Below are 26,338 nucleotides of genomic sequence, written 5' to 3' on the forward strand. Positions count from 1 at the left end.
GGAGCCGGGGTCGGCGATTGGCGATCGGCTCGCTCCTCCCGGAGCACCCCGGCGCCTCAGCCCCCGACCGCCGTCGGGGACGACCCCCGCCCGGCCGGCTCGGCGAGGGTCCGGAGCTTCGGGACGGATCGTGGCCGGATGCGTACCGATGCCGATCGGGCTCGGAGCGCCGCCGCCCGATCCTCCATCGCCCGACGCTGGGCGAGCTGACGCTGCCGCTGCGCCTCCCGGATCGTCGCCAACCGATCCTGCCAGGACACCCTCGCCGATCGTCCCGCCGCCGCGGCGGTCGCTCGCGAGCCCCGGGGAGAGTCAGTCGACGGCCCCGCTCCCGGATGCTCAACCGAGGTCGCCTGGTCCCCGGAGGACGAGGCGGGCGAGAGGGCCGCGATCGGCGCCTGAGAGGCCGTCGCCCGCTTCGGGTCGACCGGCCCGCCGTCGATCGTGACGCCGACGGTCGTGCCATCGTCGAAGAACAGGCGGACGAAGTACGACCGCCCCGACTCGAGCTGATACGGCTGGATGTAGAACTCCGCCCGATCCGACCCCGGCGCCCGCACCATCGCGGCCTTCCAGTACGGGCCGCCGGCCACGTTGTACTGCCAGATGCCGCTCCCCCACCCTCGGATCTCGGCCGAGGTGATCGCCCGGTCGGTCGGTAGGCCGGTGATGGCGATCGCCACATCCTGGATGCCGTCGCTTCCCGTCCGGTCGGTCCAGGGGCCGACCAGATCCACCCCCGTCCGCTGCCCCAGCCACGAGCCGACCGGAGCCGGCATCGCGGCCACGATCACCGCCTCGGCTCCGATGTTTCCCGCCGCGTCGATCGCCCTCACCGACACCGGCGTCGGGGCGAACGGCAGCCCTCGGGCCCGGAACGAGGTCGCTCCGACCAGCGGGATGGTCGGGCCCGACCCGACCCGGTAGGTGTACTCCACCGCGCCGTCCGTCCGATCGAACCGGAACCGCCCGGGGGCTTCCTGGAGCAGCCCCGACACCGCTCCCGGAGCGGTGGCGTCGATCGTCACCGTCGACGGCGGCCCGGTCGTCTCGTTGCCGGCCGAGTCGATCCGCTTCAGGGAGAAGGTGTATGAGCCGTCGGCCAGCGGGCCTCCGGATCGCAAGGTGCCCGACCCGACGATGCGATCGACCTCGACGCCGTCCCGCAGCAGCGCGAGCACGTCCGCGTTGTCGATAACCGCCTGGAACGTCGGCGAGGTCCACCGGGTCAGCCCGTCGACGCTCGAGACTCCCGAGTCCTGCCCCGGCCCGAGGCGGGCGACGACCGCCGCCGGCGGCGTCGTGTCGATCGTCACGGCGATCGTCGCGCCGATCGTCGCGTTGCCGGCCAGGTCGGTTCGGCGGACGGCGATCGCATAGCTCCCGTCGGCCAGTGGGGACGTCGGCCGGAGCGTCCCCGGCCCGGTTCGACGGGCCAGCACCCGCCCTTCGGGCAGCAGGATGAGCTCCATCGTCTCGGTCGGATCGCCGTCGACCTCGAAGCTCGGCGCCGCGATCCGGGTCAGGCCGTCCGAGGAGGACCTCCCGGTGTCCTGCCCCGGTCCGAGCCTCGGCGAGAGGGGAGTCGGGGCCGTCGAGTCGATCGTGATGGTCGTCTCGGGGCCGATCGTCGCGTTCCCCGCGCGGTCGACCCGCCGGATCGCGAGGGAATGCGTCCCATCCGGCAGCGGCGAGGTCGGTTGGATCGCCCCCGGGCCGACCCGTCGGCCCAGCTCCTTGCCGTCGGGCAGGAGCACCAGGATCAGCGTGTCGGTCGGATCGCCGTCGGCCAGCAGCACCGGCGAGGAGAGCGACGTCACCCGGTCGGCCGACGACGCCCCGGTGTCTTGCCCTGGCCCCAGTCGGGGAGACACCGCCGCCGGCGCCGTCGAGTCCAGCCGGAACGAGAACGACGCCTCCGGTCCCGGTCGGCCGAAGTCGTCGATTCCCCGGACGAACACGGTGACCGGCCCGTCGGACAGCCCTTCCGGCAAGAACCCGCTCGCGGAGGACACCCGGCGGTACGACGCCTGCCCGTCCAGCCGATACTCCAGCCCGACGGCCCAGCCCGGCTGGTCGAGCGCGATCCGGGGATCCGCCGTCTCGCCGTCCGAGGCGCTCGCCCCGGTGTCCGCCAGCAGCCGGAGCCCTGTCGGGGAGGGAAGCGGCTGGGCCGGCAGGGCGAAAGATGCCGATGTGGCGATCTGGTTATTGTAAACCAGTTTGGTCCCGACGACTCCCGGCCCGGCCCCGTACCCCGGCGGCAGCTTCACCACGTTTCCGGTCGCGGTGATCCTCGTCTCGGTCGGGTCGAGCGTCCGGGAATCTCCCAGCGTCATCGCCGCCGGGGCCGAGGAGACGCCCCATCGCTCGAAGTAGCTCGGCGACCAGGAGAACAGGGTGTCGACGATGGTGATGTCGACATACGTCCGGCCCCGGGTGCTCTTCGAGTTCGGATACCGCACCGGGCCGGCGTCCAGGCCTCCCTGGCTATCCTGGATCGTGTTGCCCTGGAAGGTCACGCCGAAGACCGGCGTCGGGGTCCATCCCCAGTGAACCGTCCGTTCCGAGGAGGCCGCGTCGATCCTCACGTCCGTCCCGCCGAGGAAGCGGTTGCCGACGACATCGATGCCGAACTGGGCCCCCGCCAGCACCAGGGGAGAGGCGATCGTGCTCCCCCTGAGGTCCACCTCGTTGTCCCGGAAGGTGGAGTTGAGGAAGGCGCCGGATACCGAGACGGCATCGATCGGTACGTCGGTCGGCAGCGGGCGGTCGAGCAGCAAGGTCTTCTGGTCGATCACCTGCGCCACCCGCCGCCACTCTCCCGCCAACGGGCCGGAGAGGACGGCGACCACGTCGCCAGACCGGATCGCCTCCCCCTGCGGGGTGGGGATCTGGAGGATCGTCCCGCCGGCCGAGAGGGCCAGCGGCTTCCCCTCGAAGTTCACCCGGTACGCCTCGGTCAGGATCACCTCGGGCGCGTTCGGGTGCGGCCGCGGGTCGTCCTCTCGGGCGCCGATCCCGGAGATCCGGTTCCCCTCGACCAGGATGTCGGACCCGTTTTGCGTCAGGACCAGGAAGCGGTACGTTTTGCCCGAGCCGGGCAGAGGGGAGGCCACGTTGTCTCGCACGATCACGTCGTGCGCGTAGCTCATCGCGAACACGTCATAGACGAAGGTTCCGGGCATCGCCCCGAGGTACGTGTTCCCCGAGAATTCCCAGGGGCCGCCAAAGGCTCGGATCGAACCCCCGCGCAACCGGCAGCCGACCACCCTGCCGTCCTCGGCCGAGACGAGGTTGGCCAGCATCACCGACTGCTCCGGGGTCGCCCCCGTCGCCGAGGCCGGCGGCCCTTCCAGGTCGAGGTTCGAGAGGGTCAGGTTCACCTTGGTCGAGCCGACGCTCTGGGTCCGGATGTCGGTCGAGGCGATCACCGCGGGCTCGAACGGGAAGGACGAATCCCAGCGCACCGGGCCGTCGAAGCGGACGGCGAAGCCGTCGAGCGTGGTATTGCCGGAATGGATGAGGATCGCCGAGGCCCAGGGAGCCGCCTCCGACGGCTGAGAGAAGCGGAGCGTCGCTCCCGGCTCGCCGGTGATCGTCACCGGATGGTTCAGCACCAGGGGCTTCGACAGCCGGTAGTCCCCCGGCGAGAGCACCACGGTCCCGTTCGCGTCGACCAGGGCCTGCAGGTCGTCCCCGGGGCGGGCGACGGTCGTCGAGGCCGATGGCCTCGGGGCCCGGAGGCTCGAGTCGGCCGGACCGCCCTCGAAGCGGACGATCGAGAAGGTGCCGTCGTCGAAGGCCAGACGCAGGGTCATCGTCGTCCCCTGCTCGTCCCCTTGCGGCGCGAAGGCGGCCGAGGCCCGGGTCGGGTCGTTCGAGTCCCGGCGGACGGCCAGCGGCAAGGAGGAGGGCTCGACCTCGATCGGGGAGCTCGCCGAGGCCTTGTACGCCCAGGTGACCGCCCGATCCGAGCCGGAAAGCGCCGCCCCCACGATCGTCCGGCCCGGCGGCAGGCCCTCCAGCGACAGGCCGACCGCCCCCAGCCCGGCCACCGGGTCATCGGTCTGTCCGAGCCACCGGGCGGCGATCGCGTCGGTCCGGATCGGGACCGCCGGCGCCGGCGCCACGGGACGGCTCGGATCGGTCGGGCCAGCGACGACATCGACGATGTCCAGCGTCCCGTTGGCGTAGGTGATCGTCAGCGTCAGCGGCATCCCGGCCAGGTCGCGATCGGGCTGGACATAGAGCCGGCCGACCTTCGGGTCCGTCGCGTCCCGGATCAGCTCCGCGTTGTCATATCCCCGGGGGTTGGCCCCCGACTGCCAGGCCACGCCGTCCACTCCCCTGACGTCGATCGAGGTGATCTCCAGGCCCGCGGTCAGGTTCGCCAGCGCGATCACCGCGTCCTGCAACCCGTCCGGCCCGACCGAGGGGCCTCTCCCCACCCGGTCCGAACCGTCCAGCCCAATCCAGGACGGCTTCGCCGACGCCTCGGGCATCCGCAACGTGGGATCGGCCACGCCGCCGGGAAAGGAGACGAGCACCGTCGACCCATCGTCGAACCACAGCCGCACCGAGAACGACCGGCCCACCTCCACCCGGTTCGGGTCGATGAACAGGTCCGCCCGCGACGACCCCGCCTCCCTCCGGAAGGCCGCCGCCCAGTAGGTGCCGTTGTACGACCAGATGTCTCCCCCGTAGCCCCTCACCTCGGCCGCGATCACGGTCCGGTCGGCCGGCAGGCCGTCCAGCGCGATGTGGACGTCCTGGATCCCGTTCGGTCCCGGGGTGATCGACCGGCCGACGAAGTCGTGGCGATCCTGGCCGATCCAGGAGGCGGTCGGTTGCCCGGCGCTCAGCAGGTTCCGGGTTTCCAGTGCCTCGCAAGACGGACGGGCGGGTCGCTTCCGTTGCCTGTTCATGTCGGAGATTGCCGGCTCTCAAGAGTTTCGTCGCCCGATCTCCGTCCGTGGTCGCGACCTGGTGTTTCCGATCCCTCCCTGTGCTCCTCTCGACCAACCGACCTCACGCGAGACCCGGGCCGGGTCGGATCAGATCAGATCGCCATCCGAATCCGAAGCCCAGGATCGGCGCGCAGGACGAACGCGAGACCGACTCGCTCCTCTGCGAGCCGGCGGACGTTTTCCTCCCGAGATCCAACCGAACCGCCCCCGCCGGGTTTTGGACCGGGGGGCCCGGGGCGGCCCTTGCACGCAATTGGGCCCCGCTCCTCATCGGGGAGCTTACCACGCGGCGCCGGATCCGGTCGGGAATTCCTGCCACGCGTTTCGGATCCGAGCCGGACGCCAAGGACGCCCGAATCCGTCGTTCGTTGGGTGGGATCAGGGGAGAAGACGGACGCATGACGGGCCGATCGCAACGGGCGGATCCGGGGGACGATGCCGCTCCAGGATGACCCGGAAGCCGGGCAGCGCGAGGCTTCCCGACAGCTCCCGGAGACGAGGCTCGGAGCGAGGGCCCCGGCACCTCGGGCGCCGAGTGCGCCGCCGGGAGGGCGCGGCCTGATCAGAAGCGCCGAGGTCGTCGGGAGGACCGAGACGCCGCCGGCTCAGCTGAGTTCGATGTCTTGCGCTTCTGGTTTTATCTCGTTTTGTCAACGTGTTCTGGGCCGCGGTCGCTGCGGCAAAGCGCGGTGGGGCCGCCCCTCGATCCCGATCGGAGGCTGGGCGAGCCGGCTCCCGACCGGGCTCGGGGGATGGTAGGATGGGCCTCCGACCGTTCCCAGCGCCCCCGATCCCGATTGCCGGAGCCGAGCCCCCATGAGCGCCCTGTCCTCCCTCCCCGAGCCGCGCTGGGGTTTCATCGGCGCGGGCAAGATGGCCTCGGCGCTGATTCGGGGGATGATCCGGGCCGGCTCGGTCTCGCCGTCGGCGATCCTGGCCAGCGACCCGAGCCCCGAGGCCAGGAACGCCCTGGCCGCCGACGGCGTGACCACCTCGCCCTCCAATGCCGAGGTCGCCCTGGGCAGCGACGTCCTGGTCCTGGCGGTCAAGCCGCAAGCGATGACCGAGGCGCTGGCGGGGCTGGACGGCGGCGGGGCCGGCAAGCTGGTGATCTCGGTCGCCGCCGGGGTGCCGCTGGCGAGGCTCGGGGCCGGGATCGGCACGGGTGCCCGGCTGGTCCGGGTGATGCCGAACACGCCGGCCCTGGTTGGCGAGGGGGCCTCGGCCTACTGTCTCGGCCCCGGCGTCACCGAGGCCGACGAGGCCCTGGTGCTCCGCCTGCTTCGCTCGGTCGGCATCGCCCGTCGGGTTCCCGAGTCGCTCATGGATGCCGCCACCGGCCTCTGCGGCAGCGGCCCGGCGTTCGTCTACGCCGCGATCGAGGCCCTTTCCGACGGCGGAGTGCTCGTCGGCCTTCCCCGGGAGCTGGCGACTCAGCTTGCCGCTCAGACGGTACTCGGCGCCGCCCGGATGGTCCTGGCGACTGGAGAGCACCCCGGCGCGCTCAAGGACCAGGTCGCCAGCCCCGGCGGCACGACCATCGCCGGCCTGCACGCCCTGGAGCGCGGCGCGTTCCGCGCCGCGCTGATCGGTGCCGTGCAGGCCGCCGCGCTCCGATCGGCCGAACTGGGCCAGGAGGCCCCCGGTCACGGCCCGTCCCGGGCTTGAACCTGGAGGCCCCCCGGCCCGGCCGGCTCAGGACGAGAGCTGGGCGACCTCGGCGTCGGTCAGCGCCCGGCCGACCGCGAAGAGGTCGTAGATCCGGCCGCCGAGCGGTACGAAACCGGCCGACTCAACCGGTCCTCCCACCCGAGCCGTCGCTCCGGCCAGGCTCGTGCCGGCTCCGATCGTCGCCGCCGGCCCGGAGGGGAGGCCATTGACGAACACCTGAAGGGCCGTCCCGTCTCGACGGACGGCGACGACGGCGTCGACGCCGGTCGCCAGGCTGGCGGCCGAGGAGGCCGAGACGAGGGGCTCCCCCGAGGCCCGATACGACGCCACGACGTTTCCCGACGGGGAGACCGCCAGCCGGTTGACGACACCTCCTGAAGCGTCGGCCTCGGTGTAGATCACCGCCGGGCTGCCCGACGGCAGAGCGTCGAGCCGGACCTTCGCCACGATCGTGAAGGCCGGGCGGTTCCCGACGACCGGCCCCGGGGAAAGCGAGAGGCGGTCGTTGGCCCCGTCGAGGTTGAGGAAGCTGGCCGATCGATAGATCGGACGGGAGGCGACCGCGTTCTCCGAGAAGATCCGTCCGGCGACCCGGTCGGTCCAAGCCCGAACCGGGTCGGCCTCGTTCGCCGGACTGCCCACGATGCCATCGACCCCCGGCGTCGAGGCGGTATCGACCAGCGTCGTCGACCCGATGCTGTCTCTCCGGTTGCCCGAGGGCTCGTCGAGCGTCCAGCCCGCGACCATTCCCCAGGCCGCCCGCTGCGCCGCCGAGATCCCCGAGTAGGGGAGGCCGGCACCACCGTTGTACAGAGCGTCCCGGATCGTCGCGGCGGCCGAGCCGATTCCCCCGGTCGGCGCCTTTCCCAGACAGACCTGATCCAGCTGGCCATCCAATCGGCCGGCTCCTGATCCAAACGCACCGAGCGTCAGCGGCGCCGCCCCGATCCAGATGCCACCGGAGAACGCGGTCGTGTCGAAGGCGCCCCCGTTGACCGAGATGCCGATGCGGTCGGCGGTCGCGTCGTGGTAGGCCATCAGGAACATCCAAACCCCCGTCGGGGGCGATCCGAAGGCGTCGGCCCTGACCTCGACCGCCGAGGAGACGCCATCGGACGTGACCGCGAGTCGGAGTCGATCCGCGATGGGATTGTAGGCGATTTGGTATTCGCGATTCGGGGCGCCGCTCCACTTGGTGAGCAGGGCCCGCTCCACGGACTTGGCGTCGAGCCGGACCCAGAGGGCCCACCAGCAATCGACGTCGCCGATTTGCACGGCCGCGTTGGAAGGGGCCGACAGCTGTTGCGTGGCGCCGTCGAAATCGGCCGCCCCCCGGGCGGTCACTCCCGTCTTCCCATCCAGCCAGAGCAGCCGATCGGGGGCGGTTTCTCGGGTGAGCGGGGGGACAGAGGAGGTCGCCCGGGGGCGAATCGGCCGGTAGTAATACGGGAGGCGTCGATTGGTCACGGGAGTCGATCCGGATGGCCGCCGAGTCGCTCGGGGCAGGGGAGGTCGACGAGGTCGACCAGGGATAAAGACGCGCATCGTGCCCCAGGCCCGCCCCGCTTCCGGCCCCAGCGATGTCGCCCGGCCCGCGAGGACGCCGGTCGCTCCCGATCCCGGCGCGGACCTCTGCTCAACCGAACTATCGGGCCGATCCCGAGTCACGGTCATAAAAACCTGAGTGGATCATCTCGCCCGACTCCTGTTGCCGGGGACGGCCGTGCTCCCTGGTCGACGCCAAGACGGTGCCGAGGCCGAGATCGAAGCGGGACGGCCGGGGAGCCGAGTCGGAGATCGTCGTCCCGGATTCGTCGCCGGTCTCGTCGGCCCCGGCCCCGGCCTCGGCCTCGGTGGCGGACGGAGTTCTCCTCCCGAGAACAACGCGATCGGCGCGCAACAACGGCCAGCGACCGCGATCGAGAGGGTGAGCGGCGGGCATGACGGCCGGGCCGCGAGGGATGAGAAGACTTCAGGGATTCTGGCGCAGAGGATTGTTATGTCCACTCGTGTGTTCAATATGCTGAACCGGACCCGCCGACAGTTCTCCGCCCGACGGGCCCCGGCCCGCCGCATCGTCCCGGGCGTCGATCCTCTGGAAGGCGCCGGGTCTCCTCCTCCAACGTTCCTGGCATGGGCGCGATAATGATGACCGGCGCCCCGGTGATGGATGCCTTCCCCGCGACCCAGGGCGCCTCGAGTGTCCCGGCTGTCGACTACTCCGTCGGGGCGACGGCGTCCCCGACGGCCGCCGGCCCGACGGTCCAGGCGGAGGGGATCGGGACGGGCGTCAACACGACGACCAACCAGGAGGCCGGCCGCTTCGGCGGAGCGAAGGCGATCGGCTCTGTGCCGATCAACCTCGGGGATCAGGTTGCCTTCTGAGCGGGTGGGGCCGGCGCGGGGGGGAGCTGCGAGGGGAGTCTCGCTCGGGAGAACCTGGCCACTCCCCTTGGTCGTTTCCGGCCCTTGAAGGCCGGGACGGCCCTCCGGGGAGGGAGGGCCGAGGGAGTCGAGAGGGATCGGCAGTCAGTCGTCAAGCCGGGATCGGGCGTCGAGAACGCGAGATCGGGAGTCGACGGCGTAATGGAGGGCGTTGCGAGCGGCGCGATCGGCCAAGCCAGAAAACAAAAAAGGCCACGCCGGACGGCGTGGCCTTCAACTCCTCAGAGCACCCCCACGGGGATTCGAACCCCGGTCCCATGGCTGAGAACCATGTATCCTAGGCCTCTAGACGATGGGGGCATTTTGAGTTGTGTCGTCGACGCTTTCGTCGCTCGAACGACATAAGAGATTCTAGCGTCGCGAAGCACGCTCGGCAAGACGGAGGTGGGACGAAAATGGGAGGGAATGGCAGGCAGGGGGGAAGCCCTCGCCGAATGATGCGGCGATTCGGTAAAATCGAACAGATGACGCCCGAGTGATCAGGGGGACGTCGCCGCGTCGAGGCGGATCGGGCCAGCCATGCCGCATGTCTCCAGCAACGGCCAGACCCTGTACTTCGAGGACCAGGGGCCCCGGGATGGGCCTCCCTTGGTCTTCCTCCCGGGACTGGGAGGCGACCATCGCGCCTTCGCGGTGGCGATGCGCCACTTCTCCCGGCGATACCGGGTGCTGGGGCTCGATCACCGGGACGTGGGCCGCAGCTCCCGGGCCGAGGGGGACTATACCATCGCCGACCTGGCCGAGGACGCCGCCGGCTGGATCGAGGCGATCGGCCTGCCTCCGGCGGTGGTCGTCGGGCAGTCGATGGGGGGGCTTGTCGCCCAGGAGCTGGCGATGCGCCGGCCGGGGGCGGTTCGGGGGTTGGTGCTCGCCTCCTCTCACGCCGGGGCCGACACCTGGCGGAAGGTCCTGCTGCAATCCTGGATCGACCTGAGGGCGAAGTGCGAGCCGGCCGAGTTCACCCGGCTGGTCCTCCCCTGGCTGGTGGCCCCGGCCTTCTTCGACCACCCGGCGCAGGTCGAGGGCCTGATCCGGTTCGCCGAGCGCAACGAATACCCCCAGGACGCCGACTCCTACGCCCGACAGGCCCGAGCCGCCCGCTCGCACGAGGCCCGAGGACGGCTCGGCCACATCTCCTGCCCGACCCTGGTTCTGGTCGGGTCTCGGGACCTGGTGAATCCGCCGGAGAAGTCGGCCGAGCTGGCCGAGCTGATCCCCGGCGCCCGGCTGGTGCAACTGCCGGAGGTCGGCCACCTGCCGCACATCGAGGCCGGTGCGGCCTTCCGGTCGGCCATCGACGCCTTCCTCGACACCCTCTGACCGGCTGATCGGCCCCGCTCCGGCCTCCTCTCCCTTCCGCGAGCGCTTCCGACTCGATCCCTCGTCCCTCCCCAGACGAACTGTGAAGATTCGATGAGCAAGACCGTGAACCTGTCCAAGAAATCGGCCCGGAGGGCCGGGCCCTCGGCCCGGGTGCCGGTCCTCTTGGCGTTGAAGGCGGCCCTGGCGGACGATGTGCTGCGGATGCTCGATCACGAGCCGGGAGCTCGCCGCTTCCTGCCGGAGGACGTGCACCAGATGCGCACCTCGGTGCGCCGGATGCGCTCGGACTTGCGCTTCTTCGGGCCGGCGATGGAACGGGACCGCTCCCAGACGCTCCAGGAGGAGCTGCGATGGCTGGCCGGCGTGCTTGGCGCGGTCCGGGACCTCGACGTCCTGGCGGATCGCCTCCGCTCGGCGGCCGTCGAGGTCGGGGCGGTTCCCCGGAGCGACCCGTTGTTCGAGGAGATCGCCCGGCGGCAGGACTCGAGCCGAGCGGCGCTGGCCGAGGCGATCGACGGCCGACGCTACCTGGCGCTGCGGGAGGCGGTCATCGCCGAGGCGAGGGCTCCCTCACCCGGCCCCTCGGCGGGGAGGGAGGCGGCCTCGGTGCTGGTCGACCGGCTGGTGAGGGACCGGAAGCGGTTGCTCGACCGCCTGAAGGACTCGCCGGCGGACTCGCCGATCGAGACGTTGCACGAGCTTCGGAAGCGGGCGAAGCGGACGCGATACGCCGCCCACTCGGCCGCCGACTGGCTCGGCCGCCGCGAGGCCGCCGGCCGGGCCTGTCTGGCGATCGCCAGGCAGGCGAAGGCGATCCAGGAGGTGCTTGGTTGCGTGCAAGACGCGAGCGTCGCCGACGCCTTCATCCGGGAGGTCGCCGACGCGCTTCCCGCCGACGACCCGTTCCGGTCGGCGGCCGGGGCGCTGCTCGATCACCAGCGCCGGGAGGCCGAGGAGGCCCTCGCCTGCTACTCGGCACTCCGGGAGGAAATCCTGGGCGGCTAGGTCCGGCTCGGTCGGGCAGGGCATCCGGCGGTTCCGGCTCGGTCTCCGGAACGCCCCGGATCGGAAGGAGCGGAGGCGTCCGGTCGTGTCGGGAACGATGACGGCAGGGGGACAGGGCGAGGGCGAGGGCGAGGGGAAGGGAGAGCCCCCGACCTTCCGGGAGGCGGCCTTCCGGGTGGCGCTGGGGGGGGCGACCCTGGCGATGCTCGGGCTGTCCTGGCCGCTCTGGGTCGGACGGGGGGGGGAGTTCCCGAGGGTGCCGTTCGTGCCGGGGCTGCCGGAGCCGGGCTGGCTCCGCGTCGTGCTGGGGGCGGTGCTGGTCGGGTCGATCGTGGCGGGGATGGCGGGTCGGCGCTGGTTGCTGGCCGGACCGCTGGCCTTGGCGTACCTGGTGGCCGGGGACCAGCATCGGTTTCAGCCCTGGGTGTATCAGTATGCACTGATGGCGATGGCGCTCGGGGCGCTGCGCCGGGCCCGGGCCCTGGGGCTCTGCCGGGTCTTGCTGGTGGCGTTGTACGTCCATTCGGGGCTGTCGAAGCTGGATGCGACGTTCGCCAGGGAGGTCGGCCCGGCGTTCCTGACGCAGCTTGCCGGTCCCCTGGGGCTCGACCCGATGTCCTGGCCGGGACCGCTCCGCTCGGCGGCGAGCCTGGCGATGCCGGCTTGGGAGCTGCTCGTCGGTGTCGGGCTGGCGATTCGGGCCACCCGGCCGTTCGCGCTGGTCGGCGCGGTGCTGATGCACGCGACGCTCATCATGATTCTCGGCCCCTGGGGGCTGGACCACAGCACGATCGTGGTTGTCTGGAACGCCTCCTTGATCGTCGAGGGCGTGATTCTCTTCGGCCGGACCGGGCTGGGCCGGGAGGTCTCGGCGATGGAGCCGATGCCGCGATGGGGGTGGGCGATCTCGGGCGTCTTCGGGCTGGCGGTCGTCCTGCCGCTGGCGGAGCGGTGGGGGAGATGGGATTCCTGGCCGTCGTTCGCCCTGTACGCGAGCCACGCGGAACGGGTTTATGTGTCGGTGCGATCGGACGCCCTGGGGGACCTGCCCGCATCCATCCGGAGGCACCTCCGCCCCTCCCGGCTGGGGGACCCCTGGCGACAGCTCGACCTGACCTCGTGGAGCCGGGCCGAGCGCGGCACCCCGCCGTATCCGCAGGCCCGGGCGGCGGTCGGCGTGGCCGAGGCGCTGGCCTCTCGGCCCGGGATGGCCGGCTCGGTGCGGGCGATCGCCTGGGGGAGGGCCTCCCGGTTCTCCGGCCGCCGGACGCGATCCGAGGCGATCGGCCTTGAGGCCATCCGGCGGCTGGCCGATGGATTCACCCTCAACGCCCACCCGTCCTCGACTCGGGGATCGGGCTGAGGTCGAGGAGCACGTCGTCCGGCAGATCGATCGAAGGGGCGCCGGCCTCGAACACCGCCGGCCTGGCGCCGGCTCCGCCAGGGATCTGCCCCGACGCCGGTTGCCGAGGCACCTTCCTCGTGATGATGGGGCGGTGATCGGCGGTCAGGAGGCGACCTTCGGCCTCGATGCGCCGTAGGAACGGGGGACGATGACCGAGGAGGCCCGGGGGAGGACCCGGACGGTCCAGGGATCGGGGGCGTCGGGGTCGATGACACCGCCGGGGTCGCCGTCGAGCTGGACGGGGACCGGGACCTCGGCCGACACCGAGATGCGCCGGATGCGACGGTGCCAGACGTCGGGCCGGCCGAGGTGGCGTCCCCGGAAGACGAGCCAGAGGTAATGGAGTGCGGCCATCGGGCCGGGATCCCGGAAGACGACGAGGTCGAGCAGGCCGTCGTCCTCCCGGGCCTCGGGGGCGATGGGCAGGCCGAGGGCGTAGCGGGGGAGGTTGAAGACGATCGCGATCGAGCCGGAGAGCAGTTCGGGGGGCCCGGGGTCCTCGACCCGGATCGACAGGGGAGGGAACCCGTAGCCGAAGCTCGCGCGCAGCACGGGCTCGACATACGCGACCCGGCTGGTGGGACGGACTCGTCTCGCCCGGCCGAGCCGGGCCAGGTGGTGCCGTGTGACGACCTCGGCGTCGAAGCCGACGCCAGCCATCAGGGCGAACCGCCTCCCCCTGGCCTCGCCCAGGTCGAGCGGCAGGGCGCGGCCCTCGGCGATCAGCTCGGCGACCCGCTCGGGGTCGCCGGGAATTCCAAAGTGCCGGGCGAAGAGGTTCTCGGTGCCGGCCGGAAGGACGGTGATGGGCACTGCTGGGCGATCGTTCAGCAGCGCCCCCACGGTGCCGTCGCCGCCGACCGCCACGAGGGACCGACAGCCCGAGCCCGGCCCGGCCTGACGGACCAGCGCCTCCCGATCGTCCGGGGTCCAGCCGACGACTGACGCGATTCCCCGGCGTTCCAGGGCCCGAACGAGGCGATTGACCCTGCGGACGCCCGCGCCGATGCCGGAATTCGCATTGGCGATCACCCCCACCCAGGGGATTCCCGGGGGGGGGCGGTCGGCCTCCGACAGCAACCGACCTTCGGGGACGATCGACCCGGGGTCAGGGTGTCTCGGGGGTGGTCCATCCTCGACCATCGATCGGGCCGATCCTATCGCTTCGGGAGGGGGGCTCAAGGGGAGGCCGGAGGCGCCCAGACCGGACGGTCGACGGGGGCGATTGGCCAGGATCTCGGAACGGAGAGAACAAGGCTCAGAGAGCAGGAAGGCTCAGAGAGCACAACGGGGCGACGACGTCGCCAGCAGGATCGGGAAGCGGGGAGGACAGGGCTCCGGGATCAGGGACGAGAACGCAACGGGGAAGCGGCGTCGCCAGCAGGATCGGGGAGTCGAGGGGCCGGGCTCGATCTCGACGAATCTCGAAGGAGCGCCGAGCAGGTCTTGCCCGGCGCTCCGGCTTGATTCGACCGAGGTGGCACGTTCCCCGATCGGCCTGGGGATCACTCGGTGTTCTCGGCAGGGGAGTCGTCGGAGGAGGCACCTCGGGAGACGCGGCGGAGAAGCTGGTCGTTCTCGGCGAGCAGTTCCGTGAGCCGGGAGCGGAGCGATTGCAGACGGTCGAGCTTCGCCGCGTTCTCGGCGGCCAGGCGGTCGCGGAGCTCGTTCGCCTCGGCCAGCCGGGCGGAGAGGTCGGCCTGGACCTGCTCACGATCGGCGATGGTCTCCCGCATCTCGGCGGCGAGAGCCTGGTTGTCCTGGAGACTGAGCTGGAAGCGGAGCTGCGTCTCCTTCAGGGCGCTGAGGCGGTTGTCGCGGTCCTCGATGGTCGTGCGCAGCGACCGGGCTCGAGCGGCGGTGGCGAGGCGCTCGGCGAGGACCTGCTGTTCGGTCGCGAATGCCTCGGCTTCGGTCTGGCGGATTTGCTCGGCGGCCTGCTCGTTCTGCTGGGCGACCGTCTCGATGCGGCTCCCCCAACTCCGGTTGAGCTGGGAAACCATCGACAGCAGGTAGATCGAGACCAGCACCATCAGGGCGACCAGGACCGAGAGGACTTTCCCGGCGGTGGACATCGGACCTCTCCGTGTGGGTCGATGGGCGACCGACGCGCTCTAGGGCGAGACGTGAAGGCTCGTCGCCGAGGGCCAGGCCGCGAGGGCCCCGGGTTCCCGATCGTCCCGTCGACGCGAGATAACGAGCGATTATACCCCCGCTTCCGAGGGTGTGCCAAGGCGCCGGAAATGCACGCGCGCACGCTCCGCTCGGAGTGATCGGTACGATCGTCGCGGCTCATCCCCCGAGTGAAGGGGCACAGCTCACCCTCCCGGGCCGGGATCGGCGTCCCCGTTGCCGTCGGCGTCGGCGTTGGTGGCGGCGTCGGCGTCGGCGTCGGCGTCGGCGTCGGCGTCGGCGGAGATCCCCAGCTCGTTGAGGAGCTGGGAGAGGAGGATCCGGGCGTCGAGGTCGGTCGGGGCCAGGCGGAGGGCTTCCCGGCAGGCGTCGGCGGCTTCGGCGAACCGGCCGAGGCCGGCGAGAAGCTGGGCGTGTTGGAAGTGATAATCCGACCGGGTCGGGTTCAGGTCGAGGACCTGGTCGAGCAGCGCCGAGGCCTGGTCGAACCGGCCGAGGCGGGCATTGAGCAGGCAGGCGGCGTCGAGGGCCGTCTCGGAGGGGTGCCGGGCGATCCCTCGTTCGAGTGCCCGGAGCGCCTCGACCGGGCGGTCGAGGACCTGGTAGGCCAGTGCCAGGGCTTCCCAGGCGTCGGGGTCGTCTGGCCGGGAGGTCAGCGCCGTCCCGAGCACCGCGACCGCCTCCCGGGCCAGGGCGGGGGCCTCGGCCGGGGCCGCCTTCTCCCGGGCGAACCGGGCTAGGGCGATGCCTCGATCTCGGGGGGTGGGGGCGTGCTCCCCCCCCGAGTGGAAGGCGACGAGCCGGGTCCGGTCGGACCTCCTGGGAGCGGGAGCGGGGGGGGGCGGGGAGGGGGCGACCTGTCGGGGGATCGTGTGCAGCGTTTGCGCCGTGTGGGCGATGTCGCCCAGAGAGGCGGGAGGCATGTGGCAGGAGGTGCAGTCGTCCTCGGGGCTTCGAGCCAGGCGGTCGGCCTCGTCGAGGGAGCAGGAGGAGGGGTCGCCGTGGCAGTCGAGGCAGCGTGATCGGTAGAAGGCGACGCGGTCGGCCGGATCGGGCCGGCGGTGCGGGTCGTGACAGGAGGTGCAGCCGAGCTGCCCTCCGCTGCCGAGGTAACAGCGGGAGCGAACCATCTGCTCGGTGTGGCCGACGGCCTCGTGGGCCGGGCCGGAATCGGCCTGCGAGGAGTCTCGCACGAAGGCGGCCAGGAACGCCTCCAGCGGCAGCCCGGGGCGGTAGTCGATTGGCGACCGGCCGAGGCGGGCGACCCGGACCTCGCCGCCAAGATGGCACTGCTGGCAGACGGCCTCTCGCAGCGGGGGCTCCAGGTCCGAGGGGTTGACGATCGTGGGATGGCCGTCGTCGTCCTCCAGGCCGAGGGAGTCGACGTGCAACCTCCCCGGACCGTGGCAACGCTCGCAGCTGATCGCCAGGTCGAGGAAGGCCGGAGGACCGTAACGGTTGACCGGGCCGTCGACCGGCTGCACCCTCCCGGCGTGGCAGAAGAGGCAGTCGGCCGGGATGGGGCGCTCGAAGTGCGCGTTGCTCCGGCGGTAGCCGGGGGCCAGGTCGTATCGGCCCTCCTGCGCGTACCAGGAGATGGGAGACTGGTACAGGAAGCCGTCCCCCCGCTCGATCAGGAAGGAGACGCCCCGAGTGCCCGAGCCCAGCGCGTAGGAAACCTCGACCTCGGCCCGGGCCAGGGAGACGCCGGAGGGATCCCGGACCGTCTCGGAGTGGACGAGGGCGCCGTCTCGGAGGGAGACGGCATAGTGCAGCCCGGCGGCCTCGAAGGCGGCCTCGGTGGGCCAGCCGGAGCCGTCTCCGGGCGGCGAGCCGATGGGAGCGAGCGAGCGGCCCATCGGGTGCTCGGCATAGGAGCGCCCGATCTCGTCATGGCAACCGACGCAGGCCGAGTCGCCGACGAAGGAGACACCCGGAGCGGTGTTCGGGAATCGCTCCGCCCCGGCGATCGGCGCCGGAGCCTCCCCGTCGACTGCCGGGGCGCCCGAGGTCGGGGCGAGGGATGACGCTCGTTCCCCGGGGCCCCGGTCCGGGCCGGCCGGCCGAGGGGAGGGCCGGGCGATCAGCCAGACGGAGAGGAGCATCATCAGCCCGAGGGCGGTGGTCAAGGCCCGGTAAAGCCATCGGGCGGCGCCGGGCTGCTGGCGATCCGGTCGGTCCATCCGGGGCCTCGATCCTCCTCGGGCCAATGTGCGTCGACACCCTCGCGCCCACTCCTCCGTTTTACAACGATCCCCGGCCCGGGGTCGAGCCGATGGGAGGCCCGATTGAGGGAGAATGGGGAGCTGGCAGCGGTTTGACGCCGCGCCGGGCGGTTCCCTACAATCCGGGGAGAGTCGTCGCGCGGTGTCGCGGCCCGGGGGCGTCCGCCCGGCGCGGCGGGCCGGGCCGGGCGGGGATCCGTCGATCGATGCGACCGTCGTACAAGGTCACCGAGCTGTTGGGGGACGGCATCGGCGCCGAGCTCTCGGAGGCCGTCCACGCCCTGAGCGAGGCCCTGCCAATCGACCTGCGCTTCGAGCCGGTCGACCTGTCGCTGGAGAACCGCCGGGCGCGCAAGGGGGCGATCTATGACGAGGCCGTCGCCTCGATCGAGGCCAACAAGGTCGCCCTGAAGCACCCGACGATCACCGCCGAGGAGAGCCCCAATCAGGTCCTCCGCAGAAGGCTGAACCTGTCGGTCATCCACCGGCCGGTGTACACGATCCCCGGCGTGCCGACGAACTTCCGCCCCGAGCTGGACGTGGACATCATCCGGATCGCCACCGGCGGCACCTACGACGACCCCGGCCGGATGATCGGCGACAGCGGCGCCGTCAGCCTCCGGATCGTCGAGCGGCAGCCGGTCCTGGAGGCGGCGCGATACGCCTTCAACCTGGCGAGGAAAACCGGCAAGAACGTCACCAGCGCGTCGAAGTACACCATCCAGAAGGCGACCGACGGGCTGTTCCAGTCGGTCGCCGACTCGGTGGCGGCCGAGTACCCGGAGGTGCCGCACCACGCCGAGCTGTTCGACGCCCTGCTGGCGAAGATCATCATGAAGCCGGAATTGTTCCAGGTGATCCTGGTGCTCAACGAGTACGGCGACTTCCTCTCGGACATGGCCTGCGGGCTGGCCGGGTCGCTGGGCATCGGCGCCAGCGCGAACCTGGCGTTCGACGCCTCGGCCGTGGTCCGCGTGGCGCTGTTCGACGCGGCGCACGGCACGGCGCCGGACATCGCGGGCAAGGGGCTGGCGAACCCAACCGCGATCTTCCTGGCCCTGTCGATGCTGCTCTACCAGCTCGGCGAGATCCGGGTGGGCAAGGCCGTCAAGGACGGCACGCTCGACCTGCTCCGCCGGGGGGTGCGGACGAAGGACCTCGGCGGCTCGGAGTCGACGAAGACGTTCACCGCGGCGGTCGCGGCCGAGGTGGCGGCCCGGCTCGGCTAGCGGGATCGGGACGTGAGCCCCGCCTCTCCCGGTTCGACCGGCCCTCCGCCCCCCCCCGGATCGGGGGGGCCGACCTTCCCCCCTCCCCCTCCCTCTCCCGGCCCCCGCCGGAGGACCCGAGACCGTGAGCCCCGTCAGACGGCGGCGTATCTACAAGTGGGAGCTCGATTCCGCCGCGCGCACGAGGAAAGCGTCGGTGCGGGACGCCTGGGAGCAGATCACTCCCGAGTGGCTGTTTCTGGGCAGCTTCGCCGCGCTGATCCTCATCGGCGCACTCGGCCTGCGGTTCGTCCCCTTCTTCTACGCCGGGGAGAACCGGCCGCTGGGGATCGTCGACGCGCTGTTCACGGCCACCAGCGCCGTGTGCGTCACCGGCCTGATCGTCGTCGATACGGCGACCTACTTCTCGATCTGGGGAAAGCTCTGGCTGCTGCTGCTGATCCAGGTCGGGGGGCTGGGAATCATCACCTTCACCACGGTGCTGATCGCGGCGATGGGCGGCCGGCCGTCGCTGAGGCAGGAAGCGATCACCTCGGGGACGCGAGAGGCGGTGCCGACGATCGACTACCGGGGCCTGACGCGGCACGTGATCCTCTTCACGCTCGGGTTCGAGCTCATCGGCTTCCTGGTCCTGGCGGCGCTCTGGGTGCCCCGGTTCGGGCCGATCCGAGGGGTCGGCCACGCGGCGTTCCACTCGGTCAGCGCCTTCTGCAACGCGGGATTCTCGACGTTCAGCGACTCGATGGTCCGCTTCCAGACCTGGCCCCTGACCCTGGTGACGATTATGGGGCTGATCGTCGTCGGCGGGCTCGGGTTCCTAACGCTGGAAGAGATGTATACGTTCGTCAAGGCCCGGCGCGCCCGGAGGGGATTCCGGATGTCGCTGCACTCGAAGATCGTGCTGGTGATGACGGCCCTGCTGGTGCTCTCCGGCTGGCTGTTCTTCGCCCTGCTGGAGTGGGGCAACACGCTCTCCGGCATGTCGACCGGGGCGAAGCTGATCAACGCGCTGTTCATGAGCGTCACGCCCAGGACGGCCGGCTTCAACAACATCAACTACGTGCAGGCGACCGTCGGCGCCAATTTCCTGACCATCCTGCTGATGTTCATCGGCGGCGCCCCCGGCTCGACGGCCGGCGGGCTGAAGGTCACCACGGTGGCCCTCCCCGGACTGCTGGCCTGGTCCCGGATTCGAGGTCAGGGCGTCACCAGCTTCCTCAAGCGGACGGTCCCCGAGGAGACAATCCAGCGCGCCGTCGGGCTGATCGTGCTGGGCTTCGCGCTGGTCACCGGGTGCATCCTGCTCGTCGTGATCAGCGAGGGCAGCTCGCCGGACCGCTTCCTCGACTACATGTTCGAATCCGTCAGCGCGTTCGACACCGTCGGGCTGAGCCGGGACACGACGCCGGGGCTGGGCGCCTTCGGCAAGCTGGTAATGGTGGTCCTGATGTTCCTGGGGCGCGTCGGGCTGCCGACCGTCGCCTCGGCGCTCACCGTGGCGGCGTACCGGCCGCTGGGAGAGTTCCGGTACGCCCAGGAAGATGTGGTTATCGGATAATGGGAGTCGGGTCGCCTCCGAGGACGCCCCCGATCACCCCCGAGGAGCCCTCCCGATGGAGAAGAAGCGGTTCGTGGTTGTCGGCCTGGGCAACTTCGGGCACACGCTGGCCGCGAAGCTGCACGAGCAGGGGCACGAGGTGGTGGCCGTCGACACCGACGAGGCGGCCGTTGACCGGATCGCGCCCTACGTGAACACGGCCGCCGTCGGCGACGGCCGGCAGATCGAGACGCTCAAGCGCCTGGGGGCCGAGAAGGCCGACGTGGGCGTCGTCTCCACCGGCGACGACATCACGGCGAGCATCCTGGCGACGATGTCGCTGAAGGACCTGAAGGTCGAGGAGATCTTCGTCAAGGTGATCTCCATCAACCACGCCCGGGTCATGGACAAGATCGGCGTGACCGAGTCGATCTTCCCCGAACGCGAGAGCGCCCTGAGGCTGGCGGCCCGGATCGCGAGCAAGGGAATTCTCAATTATATCCGCATGGGAACTTCGCTGAGCATCCAGGAGCTGGCCGTGCCGACGCGCTGGATCGGCCGGTCGCTCCGAGAGCTGGAGCTGCCGAGGCGCTACCGGATCTCGGTCATCGCGGTGCACGACATGCTTCGGGACGAGATGATTCCCATCCCCGACCCGGACGCGCCGCTGAAGGACTCGGACACGATCCTCATCGCCGGCAAGGACGAGGACCTGGCTCGGGTTGAGCAGGAGAACGAGGATGACAGCACTCCCCCGTCTCGGGGGAGACGCTGAGCGGCCCGGTTCGTCAGAGGCCGAGCCGGCCCCGGATTTCCCCGGCGATCTTCTCCGGAGTGCCGCCGATGTCGACCCGGATCGCGTCCTCCGGCGGCTCGAGCAACTCGAGCTGGCTCTCGAGCAGGCCCGGGTCCATGAAGTGCCCCTCTCGGGCGGCCAGCCGCTTGGCGATCAGCGCATCGGGGCCGCAGAGGCAGACGTAGCGGACGTCGTTGAGGTCGTGCTTGAGGTAATCCTGATACGAGTGCTTGAGCGCGGAGCAGGCGAGCACGATCTTCTCGCCCGAGTCGTGCGCCCGGTCGATCACCCGGGCGAGGGCGTCGAGCCAGGGGCGGCGGTCGTCGTCGGTGAGGGGGGCGCCCCGGCGCATCTTCTCGATGTTGGCGAGGGGGTGGTAGGCGTCGGCGTCGAGGAAGGTCCAGCCGAGGAGGTCGGCGAGGACCCGACCGACGGTCGTCTTGCCCGAGCCGGTCACTCCCATCAGCACGACGATCATGATGCGGCTCCTCCGCGGCCCGGTTCCCTCCCGGGAGGCGCTCCGTCGTCGGGCATCGGGGCCTCCCCCGTTTCCGACTCCCCCGCCAGCCTCCGGAGCATCCTCCCCCGCTTTCGGGGAAGCCGGGCTCGGCCGAACTCCGGGAGCCTCGGCTCGAAGAGGGGCCAGGTGAGGACGGTCAGGCAGGAGGCGTCCTGGAGGATCGCCACCAGCATCTTTCCCCGGTGCAGGCCGAGGACCGCCACGGCGCCATTCTCCCGGTTGCGTCCGAGCCTCCGGGTGCGAGACAGACTCTCCCGAAGGGCGGGCTCGGCGTCGGGAACCGGGACGTGGAACCGCTCGACGAACCGCTCGATCGCATGCCGGGTCAGGCGGACGCCGCTGTAGTCGCGCTGGCCCTTCGGCGGCGGGGGAGATGGGGCTTCACTCATGCGACGGATCCTGGCGGGTCGGCGGCCGGCCCCGGGGGAGGGGCCGGCGCCTGGATCGGGGCCGTCGGGGCAGGGGAGTGATCGCAGCCGGCAGGCGGCACAGGCCAGGAGGTCAGGGCGGGGAGCCCTCCGGCGCGCGGCTGGTCGCGCCCTGCCGGCCGCCTACTTCCCGCCCGAGGCGGCCACCTCGCCGGTGGCGGCCCATTCGACTCCTCGACGCATCCATTCCTGGAACAGGGGGTCGGAAATGGCGGTGGCGTCGTGGCCGAGGGCATTGTTGTAGACGCGGCCAGAGCCGTAGGAGTTCACCCAGATGACGGGCTCGTCCTTGCCGGTGCCTCGGGGGAGGTTCGGGTCGGAGTAGGCGGTGGCGAGGACGACGTTGCCCTCGACCATCTTGGAATTCTGGTACAGCTCGTCGACCTCGTGCGCGAACTGCTCGGGGAGCCCGGCGGAGATCGGGTGCTCGACGAGGGCCTTCTTGACGGTGAAGTTGTGCTTCGGCCCGTGGAAGCCCTGGGTGCGCCAGCCTCCTCCGATCATGCGCTCATATTCTTCCCAGTTCGGATCGGCGAAGGCGCTGGAAGCGAAGTGGTAGACGACCAGGCCGGTGCCGCCCTCGACGGCGTCGAGCAGCGCCCGCTTGTTCTCCTCGGTCCAGACCGTCCCCGACGGCGGCTCGTTCCCCTGTCGGTAATTGAGCAGCAGGACGTCGTACCTGGCCAGGTTTTCCGGGTTGAGGTCCTTGGCGGGGGTGGCGGTCACGTCCACGACGATGCGGCCCCCTTCCTCGAGGAACGCTTCGAGGATGCGGGTGGTTTCCTTCCAGTCGTGGCCGCGGTGGTCGCCGGTGATGATGAGGCACCGGATCGGGTCCTCCTGCGCCGCCGAGCCGGCGGGAGGGGCGGCGAGGGAGAGGCCGAGGCCGAGCAGGCCGAGGCAGGCGAGGGTGAGGCGTCGGGTCATGGGCGTCGACTCCCGGTTTCGATCGAGCGATCGGGCCGTCGGCCGTCGGACGCCCCCGGCCGACCCCCGGCCGACGGCGGGCCCGGCCCGATCGTCTCGCCCTAAACTAACGACCGGCCTCGTCCGCCGCGAGGGGAGGGCGGCGGCGTCATCGGGGAACCGGCCGGTGGTCGTAGTAGCGGCCGAGCGACCAGAGCCGGCGGACCTGGTGGGAGACGATCGCCGCGACGACGAACAGCGAGGCGATGACAATGTTCAGGTAATAATTGCGCTCGAATCCGACTGTCAAGACGTGCTCGGCCCAGAGCGCGGCATAGCCGAGCGACGCCAGCCCGGCGGCGACCCAGACGAGCCACTCTCGGGACCAGAGCCCGGCGGCGACGACGATCACCGGGTACCCGACGACCAGGACGCTGGCCTCTCCCCCCAGCAGCCGGACCACGAAGGTCAGGGTGGCCACGTCGAGGGCGACCCACCCGGGCCAGAGCCGCTCCGGGCGGCCCGATCGCCGGGCCAGCCTTTGGAGCACGACGGCCGCGATCAGCCAGAGCACCTCGGCGATCGTGACCTGGACGTGGAGATCTCCCCGGCGGATTGTCGGGGAATTGGCGAGGTAGTTGGCCTGGGTCAAGGCCGTCGCGGCCCCGATGGCGATCAGCCGGAAGGCGAGCTGGGGCTCCCGGCGCCCCCAGCGCCGCAGTCGGCCGACGAGGCCGAGCCGCCGAGCCAGGACCGGCTCGTCCCGGAGGAAGCGGTCGAGGTCCTCGGCCATCGCCTCGGCCGACGGGTAGCGGCGGTCGGGGTCCTTCTCCAGGCATCGGAGGCAGACCCGCTCCAGGTCGCGGGGGACCCGGGGGTTGAGCCGCCGGGGAGGCTCGGGCTCTCGCTCGTTGACCAGCACGAGCGTCTCCATCGGGGAGTCGGCCCGGAAGGGAGGGCGGCCGGTGAGCAGGGCGTAGAGTACGGCCCCGAGGCCGTAGACGTCGGTTCGGGCGTCGATCGGCCCGCCTCGGGCCTGCTCGGGGGCCATGTATTCGAGCGTGCCGACGATCCCCTCGGGCCGGGTCGGGCCGTCCTCCGAGCCAGGGCCGACGCGCTTGACCAGCCCGAAGTCGGTGACGAAGGGCTCCCGGCGCCCGGGAGGGTCGCCAATGCCGCCGTCGAGCAGGATGTTCGACGGCTTCAGGTCCCGGTGAACGAACCCGGCGCGGTGGGCGTGGTCGACCGCTCGGGCGACCTTCACCAGCAGGACGGCCGCCGTCTCGGGCTCGTCCCGCAACCGGGGGGCAAGCCGGGAGAGGCTGCCGCCCTCGATCAGCTCCATGCTGAAGTAGTGCAGGCCTCGCCAGCAGCCGACCTCGAAGATGCGGACGATGTTCGGGTGCTTCAGGCCGGCCGCCGCCTCGGCCTCGATGCGGAACCGACGCGATTCGGCCTCCGACGCCAGCCGCCCGGCCCGCATCACCTTCAACGCCACGAGGCGATTGAGGCTCCCCTGCCGGGCCCGGTAGACGACCCCCATCCCTCCCCGGCCGAGCTCCCCCAGCAGCTCGTAGCCGGCGATCGATTCCGGCTCGATGCTTCGGAAGACGCTGTCGATCACCTCGGGGTCGCGGGGGAAGCGGCGGAGGTACTCGGCCTCGTCGAGCCGATCGCCCTGCCCCCGGCGCAGCTCCAGCTCCAGGGCGATCAGCTCCCGGAGCAAGATCCGGCGCTCGGGGCCGGTCGCCCCGGCCCCGGCCAGGACGTCCTCGATCCGGGGGCGGGGCTCGGCGTCCCAGGCGAGCTCGAACCGCTCGCAGACGTCGTTGACCAGCCGGGCCCGGTCGAGCGACAGGGTCTCGTCCATCGGCTCCGTGGTCCCGGGCTCGGACATCGCTCCCCCTCCGTCGTCCAGGGACTGGGCGGGCCTTGGCCACGGTCATCTTCGGGATCGGATCGAGGGTTTGCAACCGATCGCCCGCGAGGGGTCACGGGCCGGCCTCGCGTTCGCCGTCGTCCTCGTTCGACCAGATTTTCCGGATCAGGTCGAGCCGGCGGGCGACGGTGCGGCGGGCGCAGCCGAGGCGGTCGGCGATCTCGTCGTTGGTCAGCCCTTCGAGCCGCCAGACGGCGACGCGGCGGAGGTCGTCGTCGCCGAGGCAGTCCAGCAGGAGCTGGTACTGCTCGGCGACCATGGCGGCGAACTCGGGGGTGGGCTCGGGGCCGGCCAGTTCCTCAAGGATCAGGCCTTCGGGGTCGTCGCCGATGCCGGCGGTGTCGAGGCGGCGGAGGTCGCCGCCTCGCTTCTGAGCACGCCGGCGCTGCGCCTGGGCGCCGGCCTTGCGGGCGGTGATGACGACGAGCAGTCGCCAGAGGTCCTCGCGATCGCCGAGCAGGGGGAATCGGCCTCGGGAGGCACCGGCGCAGAAGCTCTCGAAGGCGGAGAGGGCGGCGTCCTCCTCGTCCTCGTCCCCGCCGAGGCGTCGGCCGGCGGCGAGCTTCTGACGGGCGAGGCGGACCAGGCGGTCGAAGTACCGCTCCCAGAGCGGCTGGGCCGCCTCGGCGTCGCCGGCCTTCAGCTGGCTGATCCAGCGCGTGACCGAGCCCCCATCGTCTTCAGGATCGCCCGATGCCATGCCGAGGCCCCTCGTCCCGGTCCCGGGCGCTTTTGGCTTCGAGGGCGGATCGAGCCGGCCCGGCCCGGGTCGATCCGATCGGGGACCGCTCGCGTCCCGAGCCGCATTCTAGCCGGCCGGCCGGGGCCGTCCCAGGCGCAATTCGGTCCGGGTCCGGGGTGGCACTGCCGAGCGGAGCCCTCGCAGGGTAAGGTAGCGAGTTGATGATCCAAAACGCGAGCGAATCCCCGGCCGTCGCCGGGAATGGGAGTCGATCGCCGATGAGTGCCGCCGCCCCCGAGACGCCGAGGTCCCACGTCTCCCGATGGCTGATCTGGGCCGTCTGGCCGATCCACTGGGTCCTGGTGCGGACCTACTTCCGGGTCCGAGTGCTCCACCCCGAGCGCCTGCCCTCCGAGGGACCGGTGATCCTCGCTCCAACGCACCGGACGCGGTGGGACACGATCATGCTCTACGAGGCCCTGTGCCGGGCGCCGAAGTTCCGGATCCTCCGCTTCCTGACCTCGCACGACGAGGTCGCCCGGGGCGTCCAGGGGTGGTTCATCCGCCGGCTCGGCGCCTTCCCGATCAACACCGCCCGGCCCACCCCCGGCGCCCTGAAGCACTGCCGGGAGATCCTGCAATCGGGCCAGGCGCTGGTCATCTTCCCCGAGGGGAACATCTTCCGACTGGCGCCGGGGGAGGTCCACCCGCTGAAGCCGGGCACCGCCTGGCTGTCGTTGCTGGTGCAAAACGACCTGGGGGAGGAGCCGCTGACGATCGTGCCGATCCGCCTGACGTATTCCGACCGCTTTCTCCGTTATCGATCCCGGGCGGAGGTCGAGATCCTGCCGCCGATCCGGGTGGCCGACTACGCCGAGTTGCCCCGCAAGGAGGCCATCGCCGCGCTGACGGCCGATCTTCAGCGCGCCCTCGGCGATCGGGTCAACGACGCCCCTCGCCCCGTCATCGACGCGATCGCCCGGGGAGAGGCCCCCCCGGCGATGGCCGCCGCCCCCGCCGCCGACGGCCGCAACGACGCCGCCTGAGGCCGGAGCCAGGACGCCGTCCCCCGGCGGTGGTCGGGAGGGAGCCGGGCGCCTCGCGACGGACCGACCGACCGGGTC

General features: G+C 71.4%; 19 protein-coding genes and 1 tRNA gene. 9 read left to right on the forward strand and 11 right to left on the reverse strand.

All coding sequences use genetic code 11. From position 1 onward, the window contains the following. Positions 1 to 56 precede the first annotated feature (56 nt). Complete coding sequence (locus tag TsocGM_RS13475; protein WP_126725959.1) at positions 57 to 4,928, reverse strand: Ig-like domain-containing protein; 4,872 nt, start codon at positions 4,926 to 4,928, stop codon at positions 57 to 59. Between the two features lie 858 nt (positions 4,929 to 5,786). On the opposite strand from TsocGM_RS13475, the gene proC reads away from it, so the two are divergent. Continuing rightward, the gene (gene proC, locus TsocGM_RS13480; RefSeq protein WP_126725961.1) at positions 5,787 to 6,638 is read left to right on the forward strand and encodes a pyrroline-5-carboxylate reductase; all 852 of its coding nucleotides are present in this window, start codon (positions 5,787 to 5,789) and stop codon (positions 6,636 to 6,638) included. Positions 6,639 to 6,665: 27 nt separating this feature from the next. Here proC and TsocGM_RS13485 read toward each other — a convergent pair whose 3' ends face one another. Next, positions 6,666 to 8,108 (reverse strand): LamG-like jellyroll fold domain-containing protein, encoded by a 1,443-nt coding sequence (locus tag TsocGM_RS13485; RefSeq protein WP_158633542.1) that lies wholly within the window; start codon positions 8,106 to 8,108, stop codon positions 6,666 to 6,668. 666 nt (positions 8,109 to 8,774) lie between these two features. Here TsocGM_RS13485 and TsocGM_RS13490 point away from each other — a divergent pair. Next, positions 8,775 to 9,026 (forward strand): hypothetical protein, encoded by a 252-nt coding sequence (locus TsocGM_RS13490; protein WP_126725965.1) that lies wholly within the window; start codon positions 8,775 to 8,777, stop codon positions 9,024 to 9,026. Positions 9,027 to 9,313: 287 nt separating this feature from the next. Here TsocGM_RS13490 and TsocGM_RS13495 read toward each other — a convergent pair. Continuing rightward, positions 9,314 to 9,386 (reverse strand) — tRNA-Glu (locus TsocGM_RS13495). Between the two features lie 219 nt (positions 9,387 to 9,605). Here TsocGM_RS13495 and TsocGM_RS13500 point away from each other — a divergent pair. From TsocGM_RS13500 to TsocGM_RS13510, 3 genes are all read left to right on the forward strand, one after another. Further along, entirely contained in the window at positions 9,606 to 10,406 is an 801-nt protein-coding gene (locus TsocGM_RS13500; protein WP_126725967.1) for an alpha/beta fold hydrolase, read from the forward strand. 93 nt (positions 10,407 to 10,499) lie between these two features. Further along, on the forward strand, positions 10,500 to 11,414 hold the full coding sequence (locus tag TsocGM_RS13505) for a CHAD domain-containing protein (RefSeq protein ID WP_126725969.1): 915 nt from the start codon (positions 10,500 to 10,502) through the stop codon (positions 11,412 to 11,414). Positions 11,415 to 11,499: 85 nt separating this feature from the next. After that, the gene (locus TsocGM_RS13510; RefSeq protein WP_126725971.1) at positions 11,500 to 12,777 is read left to right on the forward strand and encodes a hypothetical protein; all 1,278 of its coding nucleotides are present in this window, start codon (positions 11,500 to 11,502) and stop codon (positions 12,775 to 12,777) included. A gap of 144 nt (positions 12,778 to 12,921) precedes the next feature. On the opposite strand, the gene TsocGM_RS13515 is transcribed toward TsocGM_RS13510, so the two are convergent. From TsocGM_RS13515 to TsocGM_RS13525, 3 genes are all read right to left on the reverse strand, one after another. Beyond that, entirely contained in the window at positions 12,922 to 13,857 is a 936-nt protein-coding gene (locus TsocGM_RS13515; protein ID WP_233578855.1) for a diacylglycerol/lipid kinase family protein, read from the reverse strand. A gap of 467 nt (positions 13,858 to 14,324) precedes the next feature. After that, positions 14,325 to 14,894, reverse strand: a complete 570-nt coding sequence (locus tag TsocGM_RS13520; protein ID WP_126725974.1) for a hypothetical protein — start codon at positions 14,892 to 14,894, stop codon at positions 14,325 to 14,327. 243 nt (positions 14,895 to 15,137) lie between these two features. Beyond that, positions 15,138 to 17,135 (reverse strand): tetratricopeptide repeat protein, encoded by a 1,998-nt coding sequence (locus tag TsocGM_RS13525; RefSeq protein WP_126725975.1) that lies wholly within the window; start codon positions 17,133 to 17,135, stop codon positions 15,138 to 15,140. A gap of 248 nt (positions 17,136 to 17,383) precedes the next feature. Between TsocGM_RS13525 and TsocGM_RS13530 the strand changes: the two genes are divergently transcribed. The 3 genes from TsocGM_RS13530 to TsocGM_RS13540 all read left to right on the forward strand — a co-directional run bounded on the left by TsocGM_RS13530 (position 17,384) and on the right by TsocGM_RS13540 (position 20,718). Continuing rightward, positions 17,384 to 18,406: an isocitrate/isopropylmalate family dehydrogenase gene (locus tag TsocGM_RS13530; RefSeq protein ID WP_126725977.1), complete on the forward strand. Its 1,023-nt coding sequence runs from the start codon at positions 17,384 to 17,386 to the stop codon at positions 18,404 to 18,406. 124 nt (positions 18,407 to 18,530) lie between these two features. Then, on the forward strand, positions 18,531 to 19,964 hold the full coding sequence (locus TsocGM_RS13535; protein WP_199756781.1) for a TrkH family potassium uptake protein: 1,434 nt from the start codon (positions 18,531 to 18,533) through the stop codon (positions 19,962 to 19,964). 55 nt (positions 19,965 to 20,019) lie between these two features. Further along, positions 20,020 to 20,718, forward strand: a complete 699-nt coding sequence (locus tag TsocGM_RS13540) for a potassium channel family protein (protein WP_126725979.1) — start codon at positions 20,020 to 20,022, stop codon at positions 20,716 to 20,718. A gap of 13 nt (positions 20,719 to 20,731) precedes the next feature. Here the strand turns inward: TsocGM_RS13540 and TsocGM_RS13545 are convergent, their stop codons facing one another. The 5 genes from TsocGM_RS13545 to TsocGM_RS13565 all read right to left on the reverse strand — a co-directional run bounded on the left by TsocGM_RS13545 (position 20,732) and on the right by TsocGM_RS13565 (position 25,232). Beyond that, positions 20,732 to 21,217 (reverse strand): gluconokinase, encoded by a 486-nt coding sequence (locus TsocGM_RS13545; RefSeq protein WP_126725981.1) that lies wholly within the window; start codon positions 21,215 to 21,217, stop codon positions 20,732 to 20,734. Continuing rightward, the gene (locus TsocGM_RS13550; RefSeq protein WP_199756782.1) at positions 21,214 to 21,648 is read right to left on the reverse strand and encodes a hypothetical protein; all 435 of its coding nucleotides are present in this window, start codon (positions 21,646 to 21,648) and stop codon (positions 21,214 to 21,216) included. Before TsocGM_RS13550 ends, TsocGM_RS13545 begins: the two co-directional genes overlap by 4 nt. Before the next feature lie 162 nt (positions 21,649 to 21,810). Then, on the reverse strand, positions 21,811 to 22,614 hold the full coding sequence (locus TsocGM_RS13555; protein ID WP_126725983.1) for a ThuA domain-containing protein: 804 nt from the start codon (positions 22,612 to 22,614) through the stop codon (positions 21,811 to 21,813). Between the two features lie 148 nt (positions 22,615 to 22,762). Then, positions 22,763 to 24,490, reverse strand: a complete 1,728-nt coding sequence (locus tag TsocGM_RS13560; RefSeq protein WP_126725985.1) for a serine/threonine-protein kinase — start codon at positions 24,488 to 24,490, stop codon at positions 22,763 to 22,765. A 94-nt stretch (positions 24,491 to 24,584) separates the two neighbouring features. Continuing rightward, positions 24,585 to 25,232 (reverse strand): ECF-type sigma factor, encoded by a 648-nt coding sequence (locus TsocGM_RS13565; RefSeq protein WP_126725987.1) that lies wholly within the window; start codon positions 25,230 to 25,232, stop codon positions 24,585 to 24,587. A 260-nt stretch (positions 25,233 to 25,492) separates the two neighbouring features. Between TsocGM_RS13565 and TsocGM_RS13570 the strand changes: the two genes are divergently transcribed. Further along, positions 25,493 to 26,260, forward strand: coding sequence for a lysophospholipid acyltransferase family protein (locus TsocGM_RS13570; RefSeq protein ID WP_158633544.1), 768 nt, complete (start codon positions 25,493 to 25,495; stop codon positions 26,258 to 26,260). The last annotated feature ends 78 nt before the right edge of the window (positions 26,261 to 26,338 follow it).

The organism is Tautonia sociabilis (assembly GCF_003977685.1).
Lineage (GTDB): Bacteria > Planctomycetota > Planctomycetia > Isosphaerales > Isosphaeraceae > Tautonia > Tautonia sociabilis.

Excerpts from the sequence above, each read along its gene's own strand:
- TsocGM_RS13545 (WP_126725981.1), bottom strand. The coding sequence starts at position 21,217 with ATGATCGTCGTGCTGATGGGAGTGACCGGCTCGGGCAAGACGACCGTC.
- TsocGM_RS13490 (WP_126725965.1), top strand. The coding sequence starts at position 8,775 with ATGGGCGCGATAATGATGACCGGCGCCCCGGTGATGGATGCCTTCCCC.
- TsocGM_RS13555 (WP_126725983.1), bottom strand. The coding sequence starts at position 22,614 with ATGACCCGACGCCTCACCCTCGCCTGCCTCGGCCTGCTCGGCCTCGGC.
- proC (WP_126725961.1), top strand. The coding sequence starts at position 5,787 with ATGAGCGCCCTGTCCTCCCTCCCCGAGCCGCGCTGGGGTTTCATCGGC.
- TsocGM_RS13505 (WP_126725969.1), top strand. The coding sequence starts at position 10,500 with ATGAGCAAGACCGTGAACCTGTCCAAGAAATCGGCCCGGAGGGCCGGG.
- TsocGM_RS13520 (WP_126725974.1), bottom strand. The coding sequence starts at position 14,894 with ATGTCCACCGCCGGGAAAGTCCTCTCGGTCCTGGTCGCCCTGATGGTG.
- TsocGM_RS13560 (WP_126725985.1), bottom strand. The coding sequence starts at position 24,490 with ATGTCCGAGCCCGGGACCACGGAGCCGATGGACGAGACCCTGTCGCTC.
- TsocGM_RS13500 (WP_126725967.1), top strand. The coding sequence starts at position 9,606 with ATGCCGCATGTCTCCAGCAACGGCCAGACCCTGTACTTCGAGGACCAG.
- TsocGM_RS13540 (WP_126725979.1), top strand. The coding sequence starts at position 20,020 with ATGGAGAAGAAGCGGTTCGTGGTTGTCGGCCTGGGCAACTTCGGGCAC.
- TsocGM_RS13550 (WP_199756782.1), bottom strand. The coding sequence starts at position 21,648 with ATGAGTGAAGCCCCATCTCCCCCGCCGCCGAAGGGCCAGCGCGACTAC.
- TsocGM_RS13565 (WP_126725987.1), bottom strand. The coding sequence starts at position 25,232 with ATGGCATCGGGCGATCCTGAAGACGATGGGGGCTCGGTCACGCGCTGG.
- TsocGM_RS13475 (WP_126725959.1), bottom strand. The coding sequence starts at position 4,928 with ATGAACAGGCAACGGAAGCGACCCGCCCGTCCGTCTTGCGAGGCACTG.
- TsocGM_RS13570 (WP_158633544.1), top strand. The coding sequence starts at position 25,493 with ATGAGTGCCGCCGCCCCCGAGACGCCGAGGTCCCACGTCTCCCGATGG.
- TsocGM_RS13525 (WP_126725975.1), bottom strand. The coding sequence starts at position 17,135 with ATGGACCGACCGGATCGCCAGCAGCCCGGCGCCGCCCGATGGCTTTAC.
- TsocGM_RS13530 (WP_126725977.1), top strand. The coding sequence starts at position 17,384 with ATGCGACCGTCGTACAAGGTCACCGAGCTGTTGGGGGACGGCATCGGC.